This window comes from Paraoerskovia sediminicola, from assembly GCF_030296575.1.
In the GTDB taxonomy this organism is placed as follows: domain Bacteria; phylum Actinomycetota; class Actinomycetes; order Actinomycetales; family Cellulomonadaceae; genus Paraoerskovia; species Paraoerskovia sediminicola.
The window spans coordinates 1,991,590-2,007,542 of record NZ_AP027729.1 but is presented as its reverse complement, the minus strand read 5'-3'; the positions used below and the strand labels follow the sequence as shown (position 1 = coordinate 2,007,542).

General features: G+C 74.1%; 15 protein-coding genes and 1 pseudogene. 2 read left to right on the top strand and 14 right to left on the bottom strand.

Annotated features, from left to right (window positions below; all coding sequences use genetic code 11):
* The first annotated feature begins 58 nt into the window (after positions 1-58).
* Positions 59-739 carry a phosphate signaling complex protein PhoU gene (phoU, locus tag QUE47_RS09395; RefSeq protein WP_286217075.1) on the top strand — a complete coding sequence of 227 codons (681 nt, stop codon included), beginning with the start codon at positions 59-61 and terminating at the stop codon, positions 737-739.
* Between the two features lie 79 nt (positions 740-818).
* Here the strand turns inward: phoU and QUE47_RS09390 are convergent, their stop codons facing one another.
* Complete coding sequence (locus tag QUE47_RS09390) at positions 819-1,556, bottom strand: phosphoglyceromutase (protein WP_286217074.1); 738 nt, start codon at positions 1,554-1,556, stop codon at positions 819-821.
* Between the two features lie 80 nt (positions 1,557-1,636).
* Here QUE47_RS09390 and QUE47_RS09385 point away from each other — a divergent pair, with 80 nt between their 5' ends.
* A complete protein-coding gene (locus tag QUE47_RS09385) occupies positions 1,637-2,074 on the top strand; it encodes a nitroreductase family deazaflavin-dependent oxidoreductase (protein ID WP_286217073.1) in 438 nt (145 codons plus the stop codon).
* On the opposite strand, the gene QUE47_RS09380 is transcribed toward QUE47_RS09385, so the two are convergent.
* The 13 genes and pseudogenes from QUE47_RS09380 to QUE47_RS09320 form a co-directional block, all read right to left on the bottom strand.
* The gene (locus tag QUE47_RS09380) at positions 2,040-3,383 is read right to left on the bottom strand and encodes a glycosyltransferase (RefSeq protein WP_286219456.1); all 1,344 of its coding nucleotides are present in this window, start codon (positions 3,381-3,383) and stop codon (positions 2,040-2,042) included. The two genes, QUE47_RS09385 and QUE47_RS09380, sit on opposite strands and share 35 nt — an antisense overlap.
* 123 nt (positions 3,384-3,506) lie before the next feature.
* Positions 3,507-4,547 (bottom strand): annotated as a pseudogene (locus tag QUE47_RS09375) (lactonase family protein); the annotation flags it as partial.
* A gap of 132 nt (positions 4,548-4,679) precedes the next feature.
* Positions 4,680-5,012, bottom strand: coding sequence for a histone-like nucleoid-structuring protein Lsr2 (locus tag QUE47_RS09370; RefSeq protein ID WP_286217072.1), 333 nt, complete (start codon positions 5,010-5,012; stop codon positions 4,680-4,682).
* A gap of 87 nt (positions 5,013-5,099) precedes the next feature.
* Entirely contained in the window at positions 5,100-5,360 is a 261-nt protein-coding gene (locus QUE47_RS09365; protein ID WP_286217071.1) for a hypothetical protein, read from the bottom strand.
* Between the two features lie 22 nt (positions 5,361-5,382).
* Positions 5,383-6,900: a lysine--tRNA ligase gene (gene lysS / locus QUE47_RS09360; RefSeq protein WP_286217070.1), complete on the bottom strand. Its 1,518-nt coding sequence runs from the start codon at positions 6,898-6,900 to the stop codon at positions 5,383-5,385.
* Between the two features lie 121 nt (positions 6,901-7,021).
* The gene (gene nadC / locus QUE47_RS09355; protein ID WP_286217069.1) at positions 7,022-7,942 is read right to left on the bottom strand and encodes a carboxylating nicotinate-nucleotide diphosphorylase; all 921 of its coding nucleotides are present in this window, start codon (positions 7,940-7,942) and stop codon (positions 7,022-7,024) included.
* Positions 7,943-8,096: 154 nt separating this feature from the next.
* Positions 8,097-9,209, bottom strand: coding sequence for a M15 family metallopeptidase (locus QUE47_RS09350; RefSeq protein ID WP_286217068.1), 1,113 nt, complete (start codon positions 9,207-9,209; stop codon positions 8,097-8,099).
* An 89-nt stretch (positions 9,210-9,298) separates the two neighbouring features.
* Positions 9,299-10,987 (bottom strand): L-aspartate oxidase, encoded by a 1,689-nt coding sequence (locus QUE47_RS09345; RefSeq protein ID WP_286219455.1) that lies wholly within the window; start codon positions 10,985-10,987, stop codon positions 9,299-9,301.
* A 107-nt stretch (positions 10,988-11,094) separates the two neighbouring features.
* Positions 11,095-11,526, bottom strand: coding sequence for an aspartate 1-decarboxylase (gene panD, locus QUE47_RS09340; RefSeq protein ID WP_286219454.1), 432 nt, complete (start codon positions 11,524-11,526; stop codon positions 11,095-11,097).
* Positions 11,527-11,591: 65 nt separating this feature from the next.
* Positions 11,592-12,569, bottom strand: a complete 978-nt coding sequence (gene panC / locus QUE47_RS09335) for a pantoate--beta-alanine ligase (protein WP_286217067.1) — start codon at positions 12,567-12,569, stop codon at positions 11,592-11,594.
* The gene (locus tag QUE47_RS09330; RefSeq protein ID WP_286217066.1) at positions 12,566-13,591 is read right to left on the bottom strand and encodes a Rossmann-like and DUF2520 domain-containing protein; all 1,026 of its coding nucleotides are present in this window, start codon (positions 13,589-13,591) and stop codon (positions 12,566-12,568) included. The genes panC and QUE47_RS09330 overlap by 4 nt, the downstream gene beginning before the upstream one ends.
* Complete coding sequence (locus QUE47_RS09325) at positions 13,588-15,435, bottom strand: PH domain-containing protein (protein ID WP_286217065.1); 1,848 nt, start codon at positions 15,433-15,435, stop codon at positions 13,588-13,590. The genes QUE47_RS09330 and QUE47_RS09325 overlap by 4 nt, the downstream gene beginning before the upstream one ends.
* Positions 15,432-15,947, bottom strand: a complete 516-nt coding sequence (locus QUE47_RS09320) for a PH domain-containing protein (protein ID WP_286217064.1) — start codon at positions 15,945-15,947, stop codon at positions 15,432-15,434. Before QUE47_RS09320 ends, QUE47_RS09325 begins: the two co-directional genes overlap by 4 nt.
* Positions 15,948-15,953 lie beyond the last annotated feature (6 nt).

Sequence of the window (15,953 nt, the reverse complement as noted above, 5' to 3'; positions counted from 1 at the left end):
TCGACCGGGCGTCAGGACACGATGAGGGAGCCTCCGGGCTCCTGTGGAGGGGCAACACATGCGCGAGATCTTCGAGGCAGAGCTGAAGCAGGTCGGCGACGACCTCGTGGAGATGAGCTCGCTCGTCGCCCAGGCGATCGACAAGGCGGGGCGAGCGCTCCTCGGCTCCGACCTGGCGCTGGCCCAGGAGGTCATCGTCGCCGACCAGGCCATCGACGAGATCGAGCGCGAGCTCGACTCCCGCTGCGTGCTCCTCCTCGCGCAGCAGGCGCCGGTCGCGACCGACCTGCGGGTCGTCGTCAGCGCGCTGCGCATGAGCGCGACCCTGGAGCGGATGGGCGACCTCGCCCGTCACATCGCCCAGGTCGCCCGCGGCCGCTACCCCGTCGTCGCGGTCCCGTCGCTCGTCGACGAGTTCACGCGGATGCACGAGGCGGCGACGGGCGTCGCCCGCCGCGTCGAGAGCCTTCTCCAGACCCGCGACCTCGAGAGCGCGGCGCAGATCGAGCAGAACGACGACGTGCTGGACGAGCTCCACACCGGCAACTTCGCCGCGATGCTCGGCGGCGAGTGGAGCGGCAGCACCCAGGAGACGGTCGACGTGACGCTCCTGAGCCGCTACTACGAGCGCTTCGGCGACCACGGGGTGTCGATCGCCGAGCGCGTCACGTTCCTCGTCACCGGCGAGTTCTCGGACGCCGCGATGGAGACCCCGACCTCGGGGACGACCACGCACTGACCGCACAGTCCGTTACGACGACGGCCCCGCACCCTTCGAGGGTGCGGGGCCGTCGTCGTAGCGGCAGCGGTGACCGAGGTCAGCGACCCTGGTTCGCGACCGCGGCGATCGCGTCGGCGGCGGCCGCCGGGTCGAGGTACTGCCCGCCCTTGGTGACCGGCTTCAGGTCCTCGTCCAGCTCGTAGAGCAGCGGGATACCCGTCGGCACGTTGAGGCCGGCGATGTCCTCGTCGGAGATGCCGTCGAGGTGCTTGATGATCGCGCGCAGCGAGTTGCCGTGGGCCGCGACGAGCACCGTCTTGCCGGCCTTGAGGTCGGGGACGATCTCACCGTCCCAGTACGGCAGCGCGCGCTCGAGCACGTCCTTGAGGCACTCGGTCTTGACGACCGGGGCGTCGGCGTAGCGCGGGTCCGAGTCCTGCGAGTACTCGCTGCCCAGCTCGATCTCGGGCGGCGGCGTGTCGTACGAACGGCGCCAGAGCATGAACTGCTCGTTGCCGTACTCCTCGAGCGTCTCCTTCTTGTTCTTGCCCTGGAGCGCACCGTAGTGGCGCTCGTTGAGGCGCCAGTTCCGCTTGACCGGGATCCAGTGGCGGTCGGCTGCGTCGAGCGCGAGGTTCGAGGTCATGATCGCGCGGCGCAGCAGCGAGGTGTGGACGACGTCCGGCAGGACGCCCGCGTCCGTCAGCAGGGTGCCGCCCCGCTTGGCCTCGGCCGTGCCGGCCTCCGACAGCGGGACGTCGACCCAGCCGGTGAAGAGGTTCTTGGCGTTCCATTCGCTCTCGCCGTGGCGCAGGAGCACGAGTGTGTATGTCATGGGCCCATCATGCCCCGCCGGTCGGGTCGTGGCAGGTGCTGTCCCGGCTGGTGGTCCGCCGTCGGTGCTTGAATGGACACATGCCGATCACCGGAGAGTACGTCCCCAGTCCCCACAGCCAGGCGGCCGACCAGGTCGAGCTGTTCGAGCGCACGCACGGCGCCGAGGGCAACACCATGCGAGGCGTCCCGATCGTCGTCGTGACGATGCTCGGTGCCGCGTCCGGGAAGGTCCGCAAGGTGCCGCTCATGCGCGTCGAGCACGAAGGCAGCTACGCCCTCTTCGCCTCGAAGGGTGGCGACCCGAAGCACCCGGTCTGGTACCGCAACCTGCTCGCCCACCCGGACGTCGAGGTGCAGGACGCCGCCGAGCGGCACGACTACACGGTGCGCGAGGTGCACGGCGCCGAGCGCCAGGCCTGGTGGGAGCGCGGCACCGCCGTGTGGCCCGACTACGACGCCTACGCCGCCCGGACCGACCGGCTCATCCCCGTGCTCGTCGCCGAGCGCGTCGGCTGACGCCCGCCGCGGCGTAGACCTCGAGCATCCGGTCCGCGGCGACGTCCCAGCCGAACCGGTCGCGCGCCGCGACGGCGCCCGCACCGAGCGCCGTGCGCCGCACGTCGTCGCGGAGCAGCGCACCGATCTCCGCCGCCCACGTGACGGGGTCGTGGTCCTCGACGAGCACGCCCGTCACGCCGTCCTCCACGACGGTGCGCAGGCCCCCGACGGCCGCGGCGAGCACCGGGGTCCCGCACGCCTGCGCCTCGGCCGCCACGAGCCCGAACGACTCGTTGTGCGACGGGACCGCGACCACGTCCGCCGCGCGGAACCACTGCGCTAGCTCCTCACGGGTCGCGGGCGGTCGGACGGACACGACGTCCGCGACGCCCTCCTGGTGGGCGAGCGCCTCGAGCTCGCGGACCGACGACGAACGTCCGGAGGACCCGCCGAGCACGACGAGGCGGGGCACCGGCTCGCCCGCGGAGCGCATGACGGCGAGCGCGCGGACGAGCACGTCGGGGCCCTTGAGGGGCTGCACGCGACCGGCGAACAGGACGAGCGGACGGTCCGATGAGCTCTCGGCCGACCCGGGCACCGGGTCCCGATCCGGCTCGCGGTCCCGCCCCGCACCCGGTCCGGACAGCCCTTGCCCGCCGATCAGGTCCGCCCGCAGCGCCGCCCGGTCGGTGCCCGCCGGCGAGGGGCTGAACGTCGCGAGGTCGACCCCGGGCGCGACGACGTGCACGGCCTCCGGGACCGCCCCGTAGTGGTCGACCAGATCCTCGGCCTCGGCGCCGGTGGAGGCCACGAGGGCGTCGGCCTCGGCGACGACCTGCTCCTCCCCGATGATGCGGCCGAGGGGCTCGGGCGCGTCCCCCGGGGCGAGGGCGGCGTTCTTCACGCGCGCCATCGTGTGCATCGACTGCACCAGCGGGACGTCCCACCGGTCCGCGACGAGCCAGCCGACCTCGCCGGAGAGCCAGTAGTGGGCGTGGACGACGTCGTACCAGCCGACCTCGCGACCGGCCTCGGTCCGCAGCACCCCGGCGGCGAACGCGCAGAGCTGCCCGGGCAGGTCGTTCTTGTCGAGCCCCTCGTACGGGCCCGCGGCGACGTGCCGCACGGTCACCCCCGGCGAGAGCCGGTGGGACCGGGGTTGGTCGGACGACGTCGCGCGCGTGAAGATCTCGACCTCGGCGCCGCGGCGCGCGAGAGCCTCGGCGAGCCCGACGACATAGACGTTCATGCCTCCGGCGTCGCCGGTGCCGGGCTGGTCGAGCGGAGAGGTGTGGACGGAGAGCATCGCGACGTGCAGCGTCGGCATCCGTCCAGTATCACCCGGCGGCGGGCACCGGCAGGACGCAGGCGGGTGACGGGACGTGCGCCTGCGCGACGACGTCGGCCTCCCCGAGGCACCGACCCGCAGGCTCACGAGGGTGCTGGAGCCCTGGTTCGCCACGACGACGAGGTCGCCGTCCTCGTCCGGCAGGTCCAGCACCGCGAAGTGGCGCGGCCACGCGCCGCCGATCGGCGAGTCGGCGAGGTGCCGCAGCACGGGCGCGACCTCGGGAGCGCCCTCACTCGTGACCACCTCGAACGCGGACAGGACGTCCACGCCACGGACGGCGACGTACATCCGGGCGCCGCCCGAGCCGAGGGCGACGTGGGACGGCTGGACGGGGACGCCGTCGGGCACCTGCGCCGCGGGGATCGCGACGACGTCGTGGCGCGCGACGACCGCCGGCTCGGCGGCCTCGCCGTCGCCCAGGGAGACCACGAGGACGGCCGGGTCGAGCTCGCACACGACCAGCACCGCCCCGGGCATCGTGACGAAGTGACGCGGGCCCGAGCCTGCGGGGACCGCGACCTCGCCGACCCGCGTGCCGTCGGGCGCGTACCGCACGAGGCGGTCGGCGCCGAGGTCGACCGCCCACAGCTCGTCGCCCACCCGACCGACGAAGTGCGCGTGCGGACCCTCCTGACGATCGGCCACCGGCCCCGAGCCCGTGTGCTGCCCGACGACGGCCGCGCCGTCGAACGCCCCGCCGTCGTCCACCGGGAAGCGGGACACGGTCCCGGAGCTGTAGTTCGCCACCCACAGCGCGTCGGGCTCGGCGTGCACGTGGCACGGGTCGGCTCCCCCGCTGGGCAGGACCGCGTCGGGGTGCGGTTCGAGGTCGTCGCCCTCGGCGTCGAGCCCCAGCGCGCTGACCCGGCCGTCGCCGGTCTCGGTGACGGCGAACAGGGTGCGCCCGCTCGGGTGCAGCGCCAGGAACGACGGGGAGGGGACCTCGGAGACCAGGCGCAGCCCCGCGAACCCGCCGGCGCGGTCGACGTCGACCCGCCAGACGCCCTCGCCGGTGCCGACGCCTGAACCGGGGCCCGCCTCGGGGTACGTACCGATCCACAGGCTTGTCGTGGTGGCCGAGTCCTCCCGTTCACCTCGCGCGACCTGAGCGGTCCGGGCAGGGGTCGACGACGTAGTCATGCCGCGACCCTATCGGCCGCCGGGACCGACGCACGACGCCCTGCCGACCGGGTCGGGTCGGCAGGGCGTCGGGGTCGCGCTCGCGGTCCGGGTCAGCGGCCCACGGTGTGGGCCGCTGCGCGGACCGGCAGGTCAGTGCGCGGCGTCGTAGGCCTTCTGGACGTCGGCCGGGATGCGCCCGCGCTCGCTGACGGTGTGCCCGTTCTCGCGTGCCCACTCCCGGACGGCGGTCGCGTTCGAGGTCCCGCCCGTCGCCTTGCGGGGCCGTCCGGCGCGAGCGCCCGACTTGGTGCCGACCTTGCGTGCGTGGCCGATCCACGTGCCGAACGCGTCCCGGAGCTCGGTCGCGTGCGCCGCGCTGAGATCGATCTCGTAGGAGACGCCGTCGAGAGCGAACGTGACCGTCTCTTCTGCCGCACCCTCGTCGATGTCGTCGATCAAGATTACTTGCACCTTCTGAGCCATGCGAAAGCCTCGATTCCTGGGAATTGTCCTAAGTCATTTCCCAGTTTGCCATGCCGGATTGGCACGGTCAAAAAGGCCGCGGACAATTCAAGCGTTCCGCGCGGAATCCGTGGTCGCATTCTCGGAATTATCGTCGCCACCGGACGAGGGGTTCGCAGCGCGCGCCGAAGCTTCCGCCACGGCCGTGCTCGCGACGACCCTCCCTGCGGCCGCGTCCTCGGCATCCATGCGGGCCATCGCGGCACGCTCGGTGCGGTCGGCGCGGATGACCGCGCGCATGGCGAGCCAGAAGAGCAGTCCCACGCCGATCGAGGGGATCAGCGCGGCGACGGCGGGCCAGATGTTCACAGGAGTATCCTACGCGCCGCGCTCAGCGCGTCGGCTTCACGAGCGGGAAGAGGATCGTCTCGCGCACGCCGTGGCCGGTCAGCGCCATGAGGAGCCGGTCGATCCCCATGCCCATGCCGCCCGACGGCGGCATCGCGTACTCCATCGCCGTCAGGAAGTCCTCGTCGAGCACCATCGCCTCGGCGTCGCCCGCCGCCGCGAGCAGCGCCTGCTCCTCGAACCGCTGCCGCTGCACCACCGGGTCCACGAGCTCGGAGTACGCCGTCGCGAGCTCGAACCCGCGCACGTACAGGTCCCACTTCTCGACGATCCCCGGCTTCGAGCGGTGGTCGCGCGTCAGGGGCGACGTGTCGACCGGGAAGTCGCGGACGAACGTCGGCGCCCAGAGGTGGTCGCCCACGAGGTGCTCCCACAGGAGCTCGACGAGCTTGCCGTGGGTGGCGGACTTGGGGTCGTAGCCGACCTCGAGCCGGTCCGCGTGCGCGACGAGGGTCTCGCGGGCGGTCTGCGGCGTGATCTCCTCACCCAGCGCCTCGGACAGCGAGTCGTACAGCGAGAGGTCGGCCCAGTCGCCGCCGAGCTCGTAGTCGGAGCCGTCCGGGAGGACGACGGTGGTCGTCCCGAGGACGTCGAGCGCCGCCTTCTGCACGAGGTCCTTCGTCAGCGCGGCCATCGTGTCGTAGTCGCCGTAGGCCTCATATGCCTCGACCATCGCGAATTCCGGGGAATGCGTGGAGTCGGCGCCCTCGTTCCGGAAGTTCCGGTTGATCTCGAATACCCGCTCGACCCCGCCGACCACGGCGCGCTTGAGAAAGAGCTCGGGGGCGATCCGCAGGAACAGCTCGATGTCATAGGCATTCATGTGCGTCGAGAAAGGCCGTGCCGCGGCGCCGCCGTGGATCGTCTGCAGCATCGGCGTCTCGATCTCGAGGAACTCCCGGCCGTGGAAGTTCTCGCGCAGGGACCGCATGACCCCGGAACGGGTGCGCACCATGTCGCGCGCCTCCGGCCGGGCGATGAGGTCGACGTACCGCTGGCGGACGCGCGCCTCCTCGGAGAGTTCCTTGTGCAGCACCGGCAGGGGCCGCAGGGACTTCGCCGCGACCTGCCAGTCGTCGGCGAAGATGCTGAGCTCGCCGCGGCGGGAGCGGATCACGCGACCGTGCGCGAACAGGTGGTCGCCCAGGTCGACGTCCGACTTGAACCGCGCGAGCGACTCCTCCCCGACGACGGCCTGGCTGAGCATGACCTGCAGACGACGGCCCTCGCCGTCCTGCAGCGAGACGAAGCAGAGCTTGCCGGTGTTGCGCAGGAACACGACGCGCGCGGCGACACCCACGACGTCGTCGGTCTCCTCGCCGGTGTCCAGGTGCTCCCACTGCGCGTTCACCTGCTCGAGGCTGTGGGTGCGGGCGACGCCGACCGGGTAGGCCTCGCCGCCCTGGTCGAGGATCCGGTCGCGCTTGGCACGACGGATGCGCACCTGCTCGGGGAGGTCGTCGGTCGCGTCGGCGGCAGGGTTCGGGTTCTCGGCAGTCACCGGACGATCCTACCGATCCCGGCGCTCCGGACCGTAGCCGCGGACCGCCGCCACGACCGAACCGCCGCTGCAGCCACAGGGCCGCAACGAGAGGGCCGCAGCCACCGCGGCGAGCGTGCCGTCAGCCCTGCAGGTCCAGCGCGAGGTCCAGGATCGGCGCCGAGTGGGTGAGCGCGCCGACCGACAGGTAGTCGACGCCCGTGCCGGCGACCTCCCGCGCCCGGTCGAGCGTGAGGTTGCCCGTCGCCTCGAGCTCCACGCGCCCCGTCTGCGCCTCCCGGGCCCGCACCGCCGCGACCGCGTCGGTCAGGACCGGCGTCGGCATGTTGTCGAGGAGCAGGAAGTCGGCCCCCGAGTCGATCGCCTCCATCGCCTGCGCGACCGTGTCGGCCTCGACCTGCACGAGGACGTCGGGGAACGTCGTGCGCACCGCCGCGATCGCCGCGGCCACCGAGCCCGCGGCGACGACGTGGTTGTCCTTGACCATGGCGACGTCGTGCAGGCCCATCCGCTTGTTCGTCCCTCCGCCAGCCCGGACCGCGTACTTCTCGAGCGCGCGGAGGCCAGGGGTCGTCTTGCGGGTGTCGAGGACCGTGGCTCCGGTGCCCGCGAGCGCCCGTGCCCACCGGTGGGTCGCCGTCGCCACCCCCGACGCGCGGCTGGCGAGGTTCAAGAGCGTGCGCTCGGCGACGAGCAGGACCTGCGTGCGTCCGGTCAGCGCGGCGAGGACCTGCCGGGGTCGGACGACGTCCCCGTCCTGGGCCTCGAAGGTCACCTCGGGCACGGGGAGCGCGAGCCGGTCCGCCACCTGCTGTACGACTTCGGTAATGACGACGAGACCGGCGAGCACGCCGTCCTCGCGTGCCACGAGGTGCGCGGTGCCCTCCGCTGTCGCGGGGATCGTCGCCTGAGTGGTCACGTCCCGGCCCGGCGCGGGGCCGAGGTCCTCGTCGAGGGCGACCGTCACTGCGGCCTGGATCCAGGCGGGGTCGAGCCCCGGTTCGACGAGGGAGGGTGATCGGTGCCCGGCAGGAGTGCTCACCCCGCGACCGTAGCCGAGAGCGGCAGGTCAGCGGGCCGTCGGTGTGGCTGTTCAGCGGTCGGTCGGCTCGGCGGCTGGTCGGCGGCTGGTCGGCACAGCGGCCGGTGGGCGGGCGGCCGGACCGGTCGGCGGCCGGGCGACACGACAGGTCCGGTCAGTCGTAGTCCGGCGCCGCCGGCAGCCCGAGGTAGGTCTCGAGCACCGGCTCCCCCGCGTCGCGCATGTCCGCGGCCAGCGCCTTGCCGACGTAGCGCACGTGCCACGGCTCGTGGATGTACCCGGTGACGTCCTGCGCGCCCTCGGGGAACCGCACGATCAGGCCGTACTCGTACGCGTGCTCCTCGATCCAGCGGGCCTGGTCGGTCCCGGCCATGCAGCCGTAGGCCCGGCACGGTCCGGTGCTCGGTACGAGGTCCGCGGCGAGCCCCGTCTGGTGCTCCGAGTACCCCGCGCGCGCCGACTCGACGTCCGCCCGCTCCTTGCCGAGCCGGGACACCCATGAGCTGTAGGTCGACCTCTGCTCCGCGTAGGAGCGGTATGCGCTGCGCGCGTACATCGGCATGCCTGCCTCGCGGACGCCCGCCAGGAGGTCTTCCACCGCCTCGGCGGCGTCGGCCCGCAGGACGCGGCCCCCGCCGTCCGGGCCGCCGATCGCGACCGTGTCGGGCGCGTAGTCGACGGGGTCGAGCTCGCGGCGCTTGTTGACGACGACGTAGGTGCTCTCCGGGTCGTTCGCCTCGGCGAGCCGCACCGCCCCGTCGGGGATGTCGCCGGTCGCGTACGTCGCGGTCGCGGCGTCCTCGTCGTCGGCCCGCCACACGAGCGAACCGCCGTCGAACTCCTGCGCGCAGGAGGTCGCGACGCTCGCCGAGGGCGTGCAGTCCGCGGCAGCGCTGGGGAGGCCCAGGAAGCCTGCCTCGCCGCGGAGCTCGGTCCACCGCGGCTCGATGCGCGGGTCGATGCGGACCGCGGGGCCGGCCGCGGGCGGCGGCGGGGCCTTCCGCGTCGTCGCGCCCGTCGCGACGGTCGTGCCGTCGGCGCTTTCCGTGCTGCCGGTGCTGTCCGTGCTGTCCGTGCCACCGACGGGGACCACCGCGCCCCCGTCCGCGAGCGGCACGTTCTCCTCGCCGCGACCCGCCAGGGAGGTCACCGCGACGACGACCACCAGCACGACGGCGAGCAGCCCGGCGAGCGCTGCCGCGCGGCGCCGCCACAGCGTGCGCGTAGGCGGGCGGACGTGCGACGGGCCCGGGCCGCGTCGGGCCACCGGACGACGGGTCCGAGCACGCCGGCCCGAGGGCCGCCGGCTCGCCCTGCGCGACAGGTCCGGCGGCTCCGTCACAGGAGGTGGCGCGCTCATGACGAGACCTGGACGACGCCGTCCTCGTCCAGAGCGAGCGTCACGCGGCGGGCCCAGGCCGGGTCCGAGGACGGGAAGTCGGCACGGAAATGACCGCCGCGGGTCTCCTCCCGCGTGGCCGAGGCGAGGGTCAGCAGCGAGGCCACCTGGTGCACGTTGGTGGTCTCCCACTCGGCGACCTGGGGGCCCGTCGTCGACGCGGCGCCGACGCCGCGGTGCGCGTCCGTGCGGATCCGCGCCAGACCGTGCGCCGCCCGGGCGAGCCCGGCGGCGTCGCGGATCGGCCCCGAGCCGTCGGAGGCGAGCGACTGAACCTTGGACCGCGCGGCCGCGGTCACGAGCGCGGACGGCCCCGGCCGGTCCACGGGTTCGGAGCCGCGCAGCTCACCGCGGCCGGCGCGCGCGATCACGTCGTCCGCCGCCCGGCAGGCGAACACGAGCCCCTCGAGCAGCGAGTTGGAGGCGAGCCTGTTGGCACCGTGCACACCCGTGCACGCTACCTCTCCGACCGCGTACAGCCCGTCGACGGAGGTGCGCCCCCGCGTGTCGGTCACGACGCCGCCGGAGTGGTAGTGCTGGGCCGGCGCCACCGGGACGGGCTGCTCCGTGAGGTCGATGCCCTCGGCGAGCAGGCGGGTCGTGATGGTCGGGAACCGACCGCGCAAGAAGCTCGCACCGAGGTGGCGGGCGTCGAGCAGCACGTGGTCCGACCCGGTCTGCGCGATCCGCCGCACGATCGCCTGCGCGACCACGTCCCGCGGAGCGAGCTCGGCCATCGGGTGCTCGTCGGGCATGAAGCGCACGCCGTCCGTGTCGAGGAGCATGGCGCCCTCGCCCCGCACGGCCTCGGATATCAGCGGCAGCTGGCCCTTGGCGCCCGACCCCAGCCACAGGACCGTCGGGTGGAACTGGACGAACTCCAGATCCCCGACACGAGCCCCGGCGCGGAGCGCCGCCGCGACCCCGTCGCCGGTGGCGAGCGCCGGGTTGGTCGACGAGCGGAACGCCTGGCCGATCCCACCGGTCGCGAGGATCACCGCGCCCGCGAGCGCGCGCCCCACGCCGTCCCGGGAGCCCTCGCCCCGCACGTGCAGCGTGACGCCGCACGCCGCCCCGCGGGCGTCGGTCAGCACGTCGAGGACCAGCGCGTTCTCGATCACCTCGATGCCCGGGTCGTGCCGGACCGCCTCGATCTGGGCGACCAGGGCCCGAGAGATCTCGGCGCCCGTCGCGTCCCCGCCGGCGTGCGCGATCCGGTCGGCGTGGTGCCCACCCTCGCGGGTGAGGGCGATCCCGCCGTCCTGGTCCCGGTCGAACACCGCGCCGCGGTCGACGAGCTCACGGACCCGACCCGGCCCCTCGGTGACGAGGACCTCGACCGCCTCCTCGTCGCAGACCCCGGCGCCGGCCACGAGCGTGTCGGCGAGGTGCGCCGAGGGCGAGTCCTCCGGGTCGAGGGCCGCCGCGATCCCGCCCTGCGCCCACGGCGTCGACCCGGACGCCAGCCGCGCCTTGGTCACGACCAGCACGTGCGGCACCCGCGTGCGCAGCTCGAGCGCGGCGGTGAGCCCTGCGATCCCTGACCCGACCACGATCGCGTCGGCCGTCGTCGTCCACCCGGCCTCGGGGGCGACGAGCGAGCGCGCGAGCCGCACGGGGGCCGGCCCGGGTCCACCGGGCACCATGCCGCGAACGGCGCCGGGCGCAGGGCCGATCGTCACGCCGGCCGCAGTGCCGGAAGCGGTGCCCGGCGGTGTCGCGCGCGCGCCGGGCGCGTCGCGCGTCCCCAGGGTCACTCGACCGTCACCGGCACCTGGAGGTCGTGGATCGGCAGACCGCTGGGCTCGAGGTCGTAGCCCTCGGGGACCTGGCCCGGCTCGTCGGAGACCTCGACGATCCTGTTCTGCTTGTCGACGAACACGACGTTCGGCAGGAACGTCCGGGCGTCGGCCGTGGACATGGTCCCGTAGGCGATGAGGATCACCGTGTCGCCGGGGCGCACGTGGTGGGCCGCGGCGCCGTTGATGCAGATCTCCCCGGCCCCGCGCGCCCCGGGGATCACGTACGTCGTCAGCCGGGACCCGTTGGTGACGTCGACGACGTCGACCTGCTGGCCGGGGTAGAGGTCCGCGGCGTCGAGCAGGTCGGAGTCGACCGTGATCGAGCCGACGTAGTGGAGGTTCGCCTGGGTCACGGTCGCCCGGTGGATCTTGCCGATCATCATGGGACGCCGCAGAGACTCCGGCGCCCCGGAGGTCGCGCCTGTCTGGTTCACGATGTCGCCTTCCGTCAGCTCGCCTGCGCGGGTAGGTCCACCGCCAGGTTGTCGATCAGTCGTGTCGTCCCGACGCGGGCCGCGACGAGGAGCAGCGCGGGGCCGCTGTACGCGGGACCGACGTCCTCCACGGTAGTCGGATCGACCAGCGCCAGGTAATCCACGGCAACGCCGGGATGCGCGTTCAGCATTCCCGCCGCGCGCGCCACGACCTCCTGCGGGCCGCGCCCCTCGCCCGCCGCCGCCTCGCCGGCGCGCAGCGCGGCGCTGAGCGCGACGGCCTCGGCACGTTCGTCCGCGGACAGGTAGACGTTGCGCGAGGAGAGTGCGAGGCCGTCCGGCTCGCGCACGATGGGGACGCCGACGATCTCGACGGGGACGTCGAGGTCGTGGACCATCCGCCGCACCGCGAGCAGCTGCTGGGCGTCCTTCTCCCCGAACACCGCGACGTCCGGGCGCACGAGCCGGAGCAGCTTGAGGACCACCGTGAGGACCCCGTCGAAGTGCCCCGGACGGTGCGCGCCCTCGAGCACCTCGCCGATCGTCCCGGCGCTCACCCGGACGATCGGGTCCCCGCCCCGGTAGACGACGTCCCGGTCGGGCGCGAAGACGACGTCGACCCCGGCCGCCGTCAGGAGCTCGACGTCGCGCTCCAGGTCGCGCGGGTAGGCGTCGAGGTCCTCGTCCGGCCCGAACTGCAGCGGGTTGACGAAGATCGTGACGACGACCTGCCCCGCCTTCCCGACCGCCTCGCGCGCGCGCTCGACCAGCCGCAGGTGGCCGTCGTGCAGGGCGCCCATGGTCATGACGACGGCGCGGCGGGGGCGCTCCCCTCGATCGCTGCGCCCACCGTCGCGCCCATCGCTGAGCCCATCGCCGCGCCCGAGCGTCGACGCGAGCAGGGCGCGCGTGCGCACCACGGTCGGACCGCGGCGTGCGGCCTGTTCCGAGGGGCCGCCGGCGCTCCGGGGGTTGTGGGGTGTCGTGGTCATTCCGCCTCCTCGAGCGCGTCCAACAGCTGCTGCGCCTGCTTCTCGTCGATCCGTCCCGCAGCGAGGGCGCGGCGCGTCGCGCCGCGCGAGAGCTCGCGGTACGACGACGGCACGTCCGTCGCTCCCACCCGGTGCGCCAGCGCGGTGAGCTCGGTCAGGTGGGTCGCGACCGTCCCGACGTCCCCGCGCGCGACCGGACCGGTGAGCGCGCTGATCGCGCCCGGTCCCGCCGTCGCCTCGGCCGGGTCCGCGGCGGCCGCCGGCCCGGGGTCGTCGTCCAGGTCCTCGGGGTGTCGGACGACGTCCGGGAGCGTCGGCCCGTCGGCGTCCGCCGCCCGCACGGACCCGTCGAGCGCGGCCCCCAGCAGCGGGGCGAGGGCCCGCCCGGGCTGCTCGACGCCCGCCGCCCGCAGGGCCTGCGCGGCCTGGGCGACGAGGACGACGAGGTGGTTCGCTCCGTGCGCGAGCGCGGCGTGGTACAGGCCCCGCGACTCCTCCGCGACCACCACGGGCTCGCCGCCCATCTCCACGACGAGCGCCTGCCCGATCGGCTGGACCGGGGTCGGGGCCGTGACCGCGAAGGTCGTCCCCTCGAGACGGGCGAGGTCCAGCGAGGTGCCGGTGAAGGTCATCGCAGGGTGCACCGCCAGCGGGATCGCCCCGCTGCGGCGCGCCGGGTCCAGGACCCCGGTCCCGTACCGGCCGGACGTGTGCACGACGAGCTGTCCGGGCTGCCAGGCGCCGACCTCGGCGAGCCCGGCGACCAGACCGGACAAGGCGTCGTCCGGCACGGAGAGGAGCACGAGCTCCGACCGCTCGACCACCTGGGCGACCTCGAGCACGGGGACGCCGGGCAGCAGCGTCTCGATGCGCTCCAGCGACGCCTGCGACACGCCGCTCGCCCCCACCACGGCGTGCCCCGTCGCGCGCAGCGCGCTGCCGAGGACGGCACCCACCCTGCCCGCGCCGACGACGCCGATCCCCAGCCGACCCTGGCGGCCGGGCTGTCGGGCCGCGCTCATCGGGCCTCCGTCCCGGGCTCGGCCGGCGGGCCGCTCAACCACGCCTCGGGACCCGCAGCGGCCCGAGCGTCGTGAGCGCGCACGGACTGCGCGTCGACGAGGTCCGCCGCGACGAGAGCGTCGAGGTGGTGCGCCCGCGGGGACACGGGGCCGGGCGTCGAGTGGACCACCATCGACGCGAGCCCGAGACGCCGCTGCCACGGCCCCTGCTCGAGGCCGAGCGACTGCGTGCGCTCGTGCGGGACGACGTCCACCACCCGGCGGAACCGCCCCGAGCGGAGCACCAGCGCGCGCCCCGTCGCCGCGAAGCCATTGCGACGCCACGACCACGGGTCGAGCCAGCCCGCCCGCCGGGGGCTCGTGACGAACCCGTGGGCGGGGCCCGCGGAGCGGTCGGGGTCGGCTGCGTCTGAGCCGATGCCTGAGCCAGCGTCTGAGCCGAGGTCCGTGGGTGTGCCGGCGCCGGCGCCGGCGCCTGAACCGGTGGCGGGACCGGTGCCGACGAGCGCCTGGTCGAGGAACCCGAGCGGGTCCTCGACGCCGAGGTCGGGGAGCACGAGCCACAGGGACGTGATCGCGTCCTGCCGGGTCCCGACGGGCAGCAGCAGGCTGCTGGAATGACCGCCGTCGGCCGTCGGTCCGTAGCCTGCGACGTTCACCTCGACGCGCCACCAGTCCCGGTCGCGCCACAGCAGGTTCTGGGAGAGCCGCACGGCCTGGACCCGTCCCGGAGGGATGGTCTGCGCCCGCGCCTCGAGCAGACCGTGCCGCAGCCGGATCCCGTCCGGCGAGATCGCGCTGCGGAACCCGAAGCCGCGCGAGAACTGCGAGAAGAGGTAGCCGCCGAGACCGAGGAAGCCCGGGAGCAGGCCGACGGCGATCCCGATGTCCTGCCGCCCCGGGGAGGGGACGACGAACGACACCACCGCGACGACGAACACGAGCATCGCGACCGTGGCGCCGGACCGGACGACGGACGCGACGAGCCGGCCCACGGGCACGTCGAGCACGTGCTGCTCCGGCGCGGCCGCGAACGGCTCGTCGTCCGCGTCGAGGGTCCCGGGGTGCCCGCTTCCGGGGGTCGCGACGTCGCCGGCGCGCGCGGGTGCCGGGGCACCACCGGGCCCGGCGGGCGCTCCGAGCTCACGGACGCCGTCCGGCGCGAGGTCCGACGGCTCACCCGATGTCCCATCCGGTGCCACGTTCGTTGCCGCGTCCGGCGCCGCGTCGGACGGCCGAGCACCGTCGACGGCGAGGCCGTGGTCACGCTGCCGCAGGTCGGTCGGAGCCCGACCACCAGCGCGGCTCCGCTTCACCCCTGCCGCGAGCGCCAGGAGCTCGTTGCGCAGCACCTCGGTGTCGGACATACGCAGCAGACCGATCTTGATCGCGGAGTCGGCGCCGCCGGCGACCTCGAGCTTGAGCTCGCCGAGACCGAAGATCCGGGCGAGGAGCGGCTGGACCACGTCCACGGCCTGGAGCCGGTCGAGGCGTGCGCGACGCTGCTGGCGGAACAGGATCCCCGTGCGCAGGTGCACCGAGTCGTCGTCGACCGCGTACGCGGTCCGCCGCCAGGCGAGCCACGAGTACACGCCCGCCACGACCGCGACGACCGCGATGCCGATCAGGAGCGGACCGAGGTAGCGCAGCCCGACGGGCACGTTGCCGCTGACCACGTCGTCGAACGACTGCTGGACGGCGATGAACCCGAGAGCGGCGATGACCGTCCACCCCCGGACCAGCGCGGTCACCGGGTGGACGCGGCGCCAGACGAGGCCGTCGTCCGACGGGCGCGTGGCGCCGCCGTCGACCGGTGCGCGCTCGGTCCCCTCCGGGACGCTCACAGCCCGGCCAGCCGCGCCTCGCCCCGCGCAGCGAGGCGGTCGCGCAGCAGGGCGGCGTCGTCGTGACCGAGGCCCGGGATCGCGGCGTCCGTCGCGGGGGACGCGGTGTGGAGCTGCACGTTCGCGATCCCGAACCGGGTCGCGACCGGCCCGGCCTCGACGTCGACGTACTGGAGCCGCCCGTACGGGACGACGACGAGCGACCGGAACATGATGCCGCGCCGGACCAGGAGGTCGTCGTCACGCTCGGCGTACCGGGTCGCACGCACCTGACGCGGGACGAGCCACCCCGACCAGAGCGCGACAGCTACGACCACGACGACGATCGACCAGCACCACGGCGTCACGAGGGTCGCGAGGACCACACCCGCGACGAGCGGGACGAGCAGCACCAGCCCGATCACGACGAACCGGGCGCGGACGAGCCGAGGTGAGACCGACGTCCACTCCACGCCCGGAGGGTCGAACGGGCTCCGTGCGGGCGTGGGGCTCGCGGGGGTGCTGTCGCTCATGCCCTT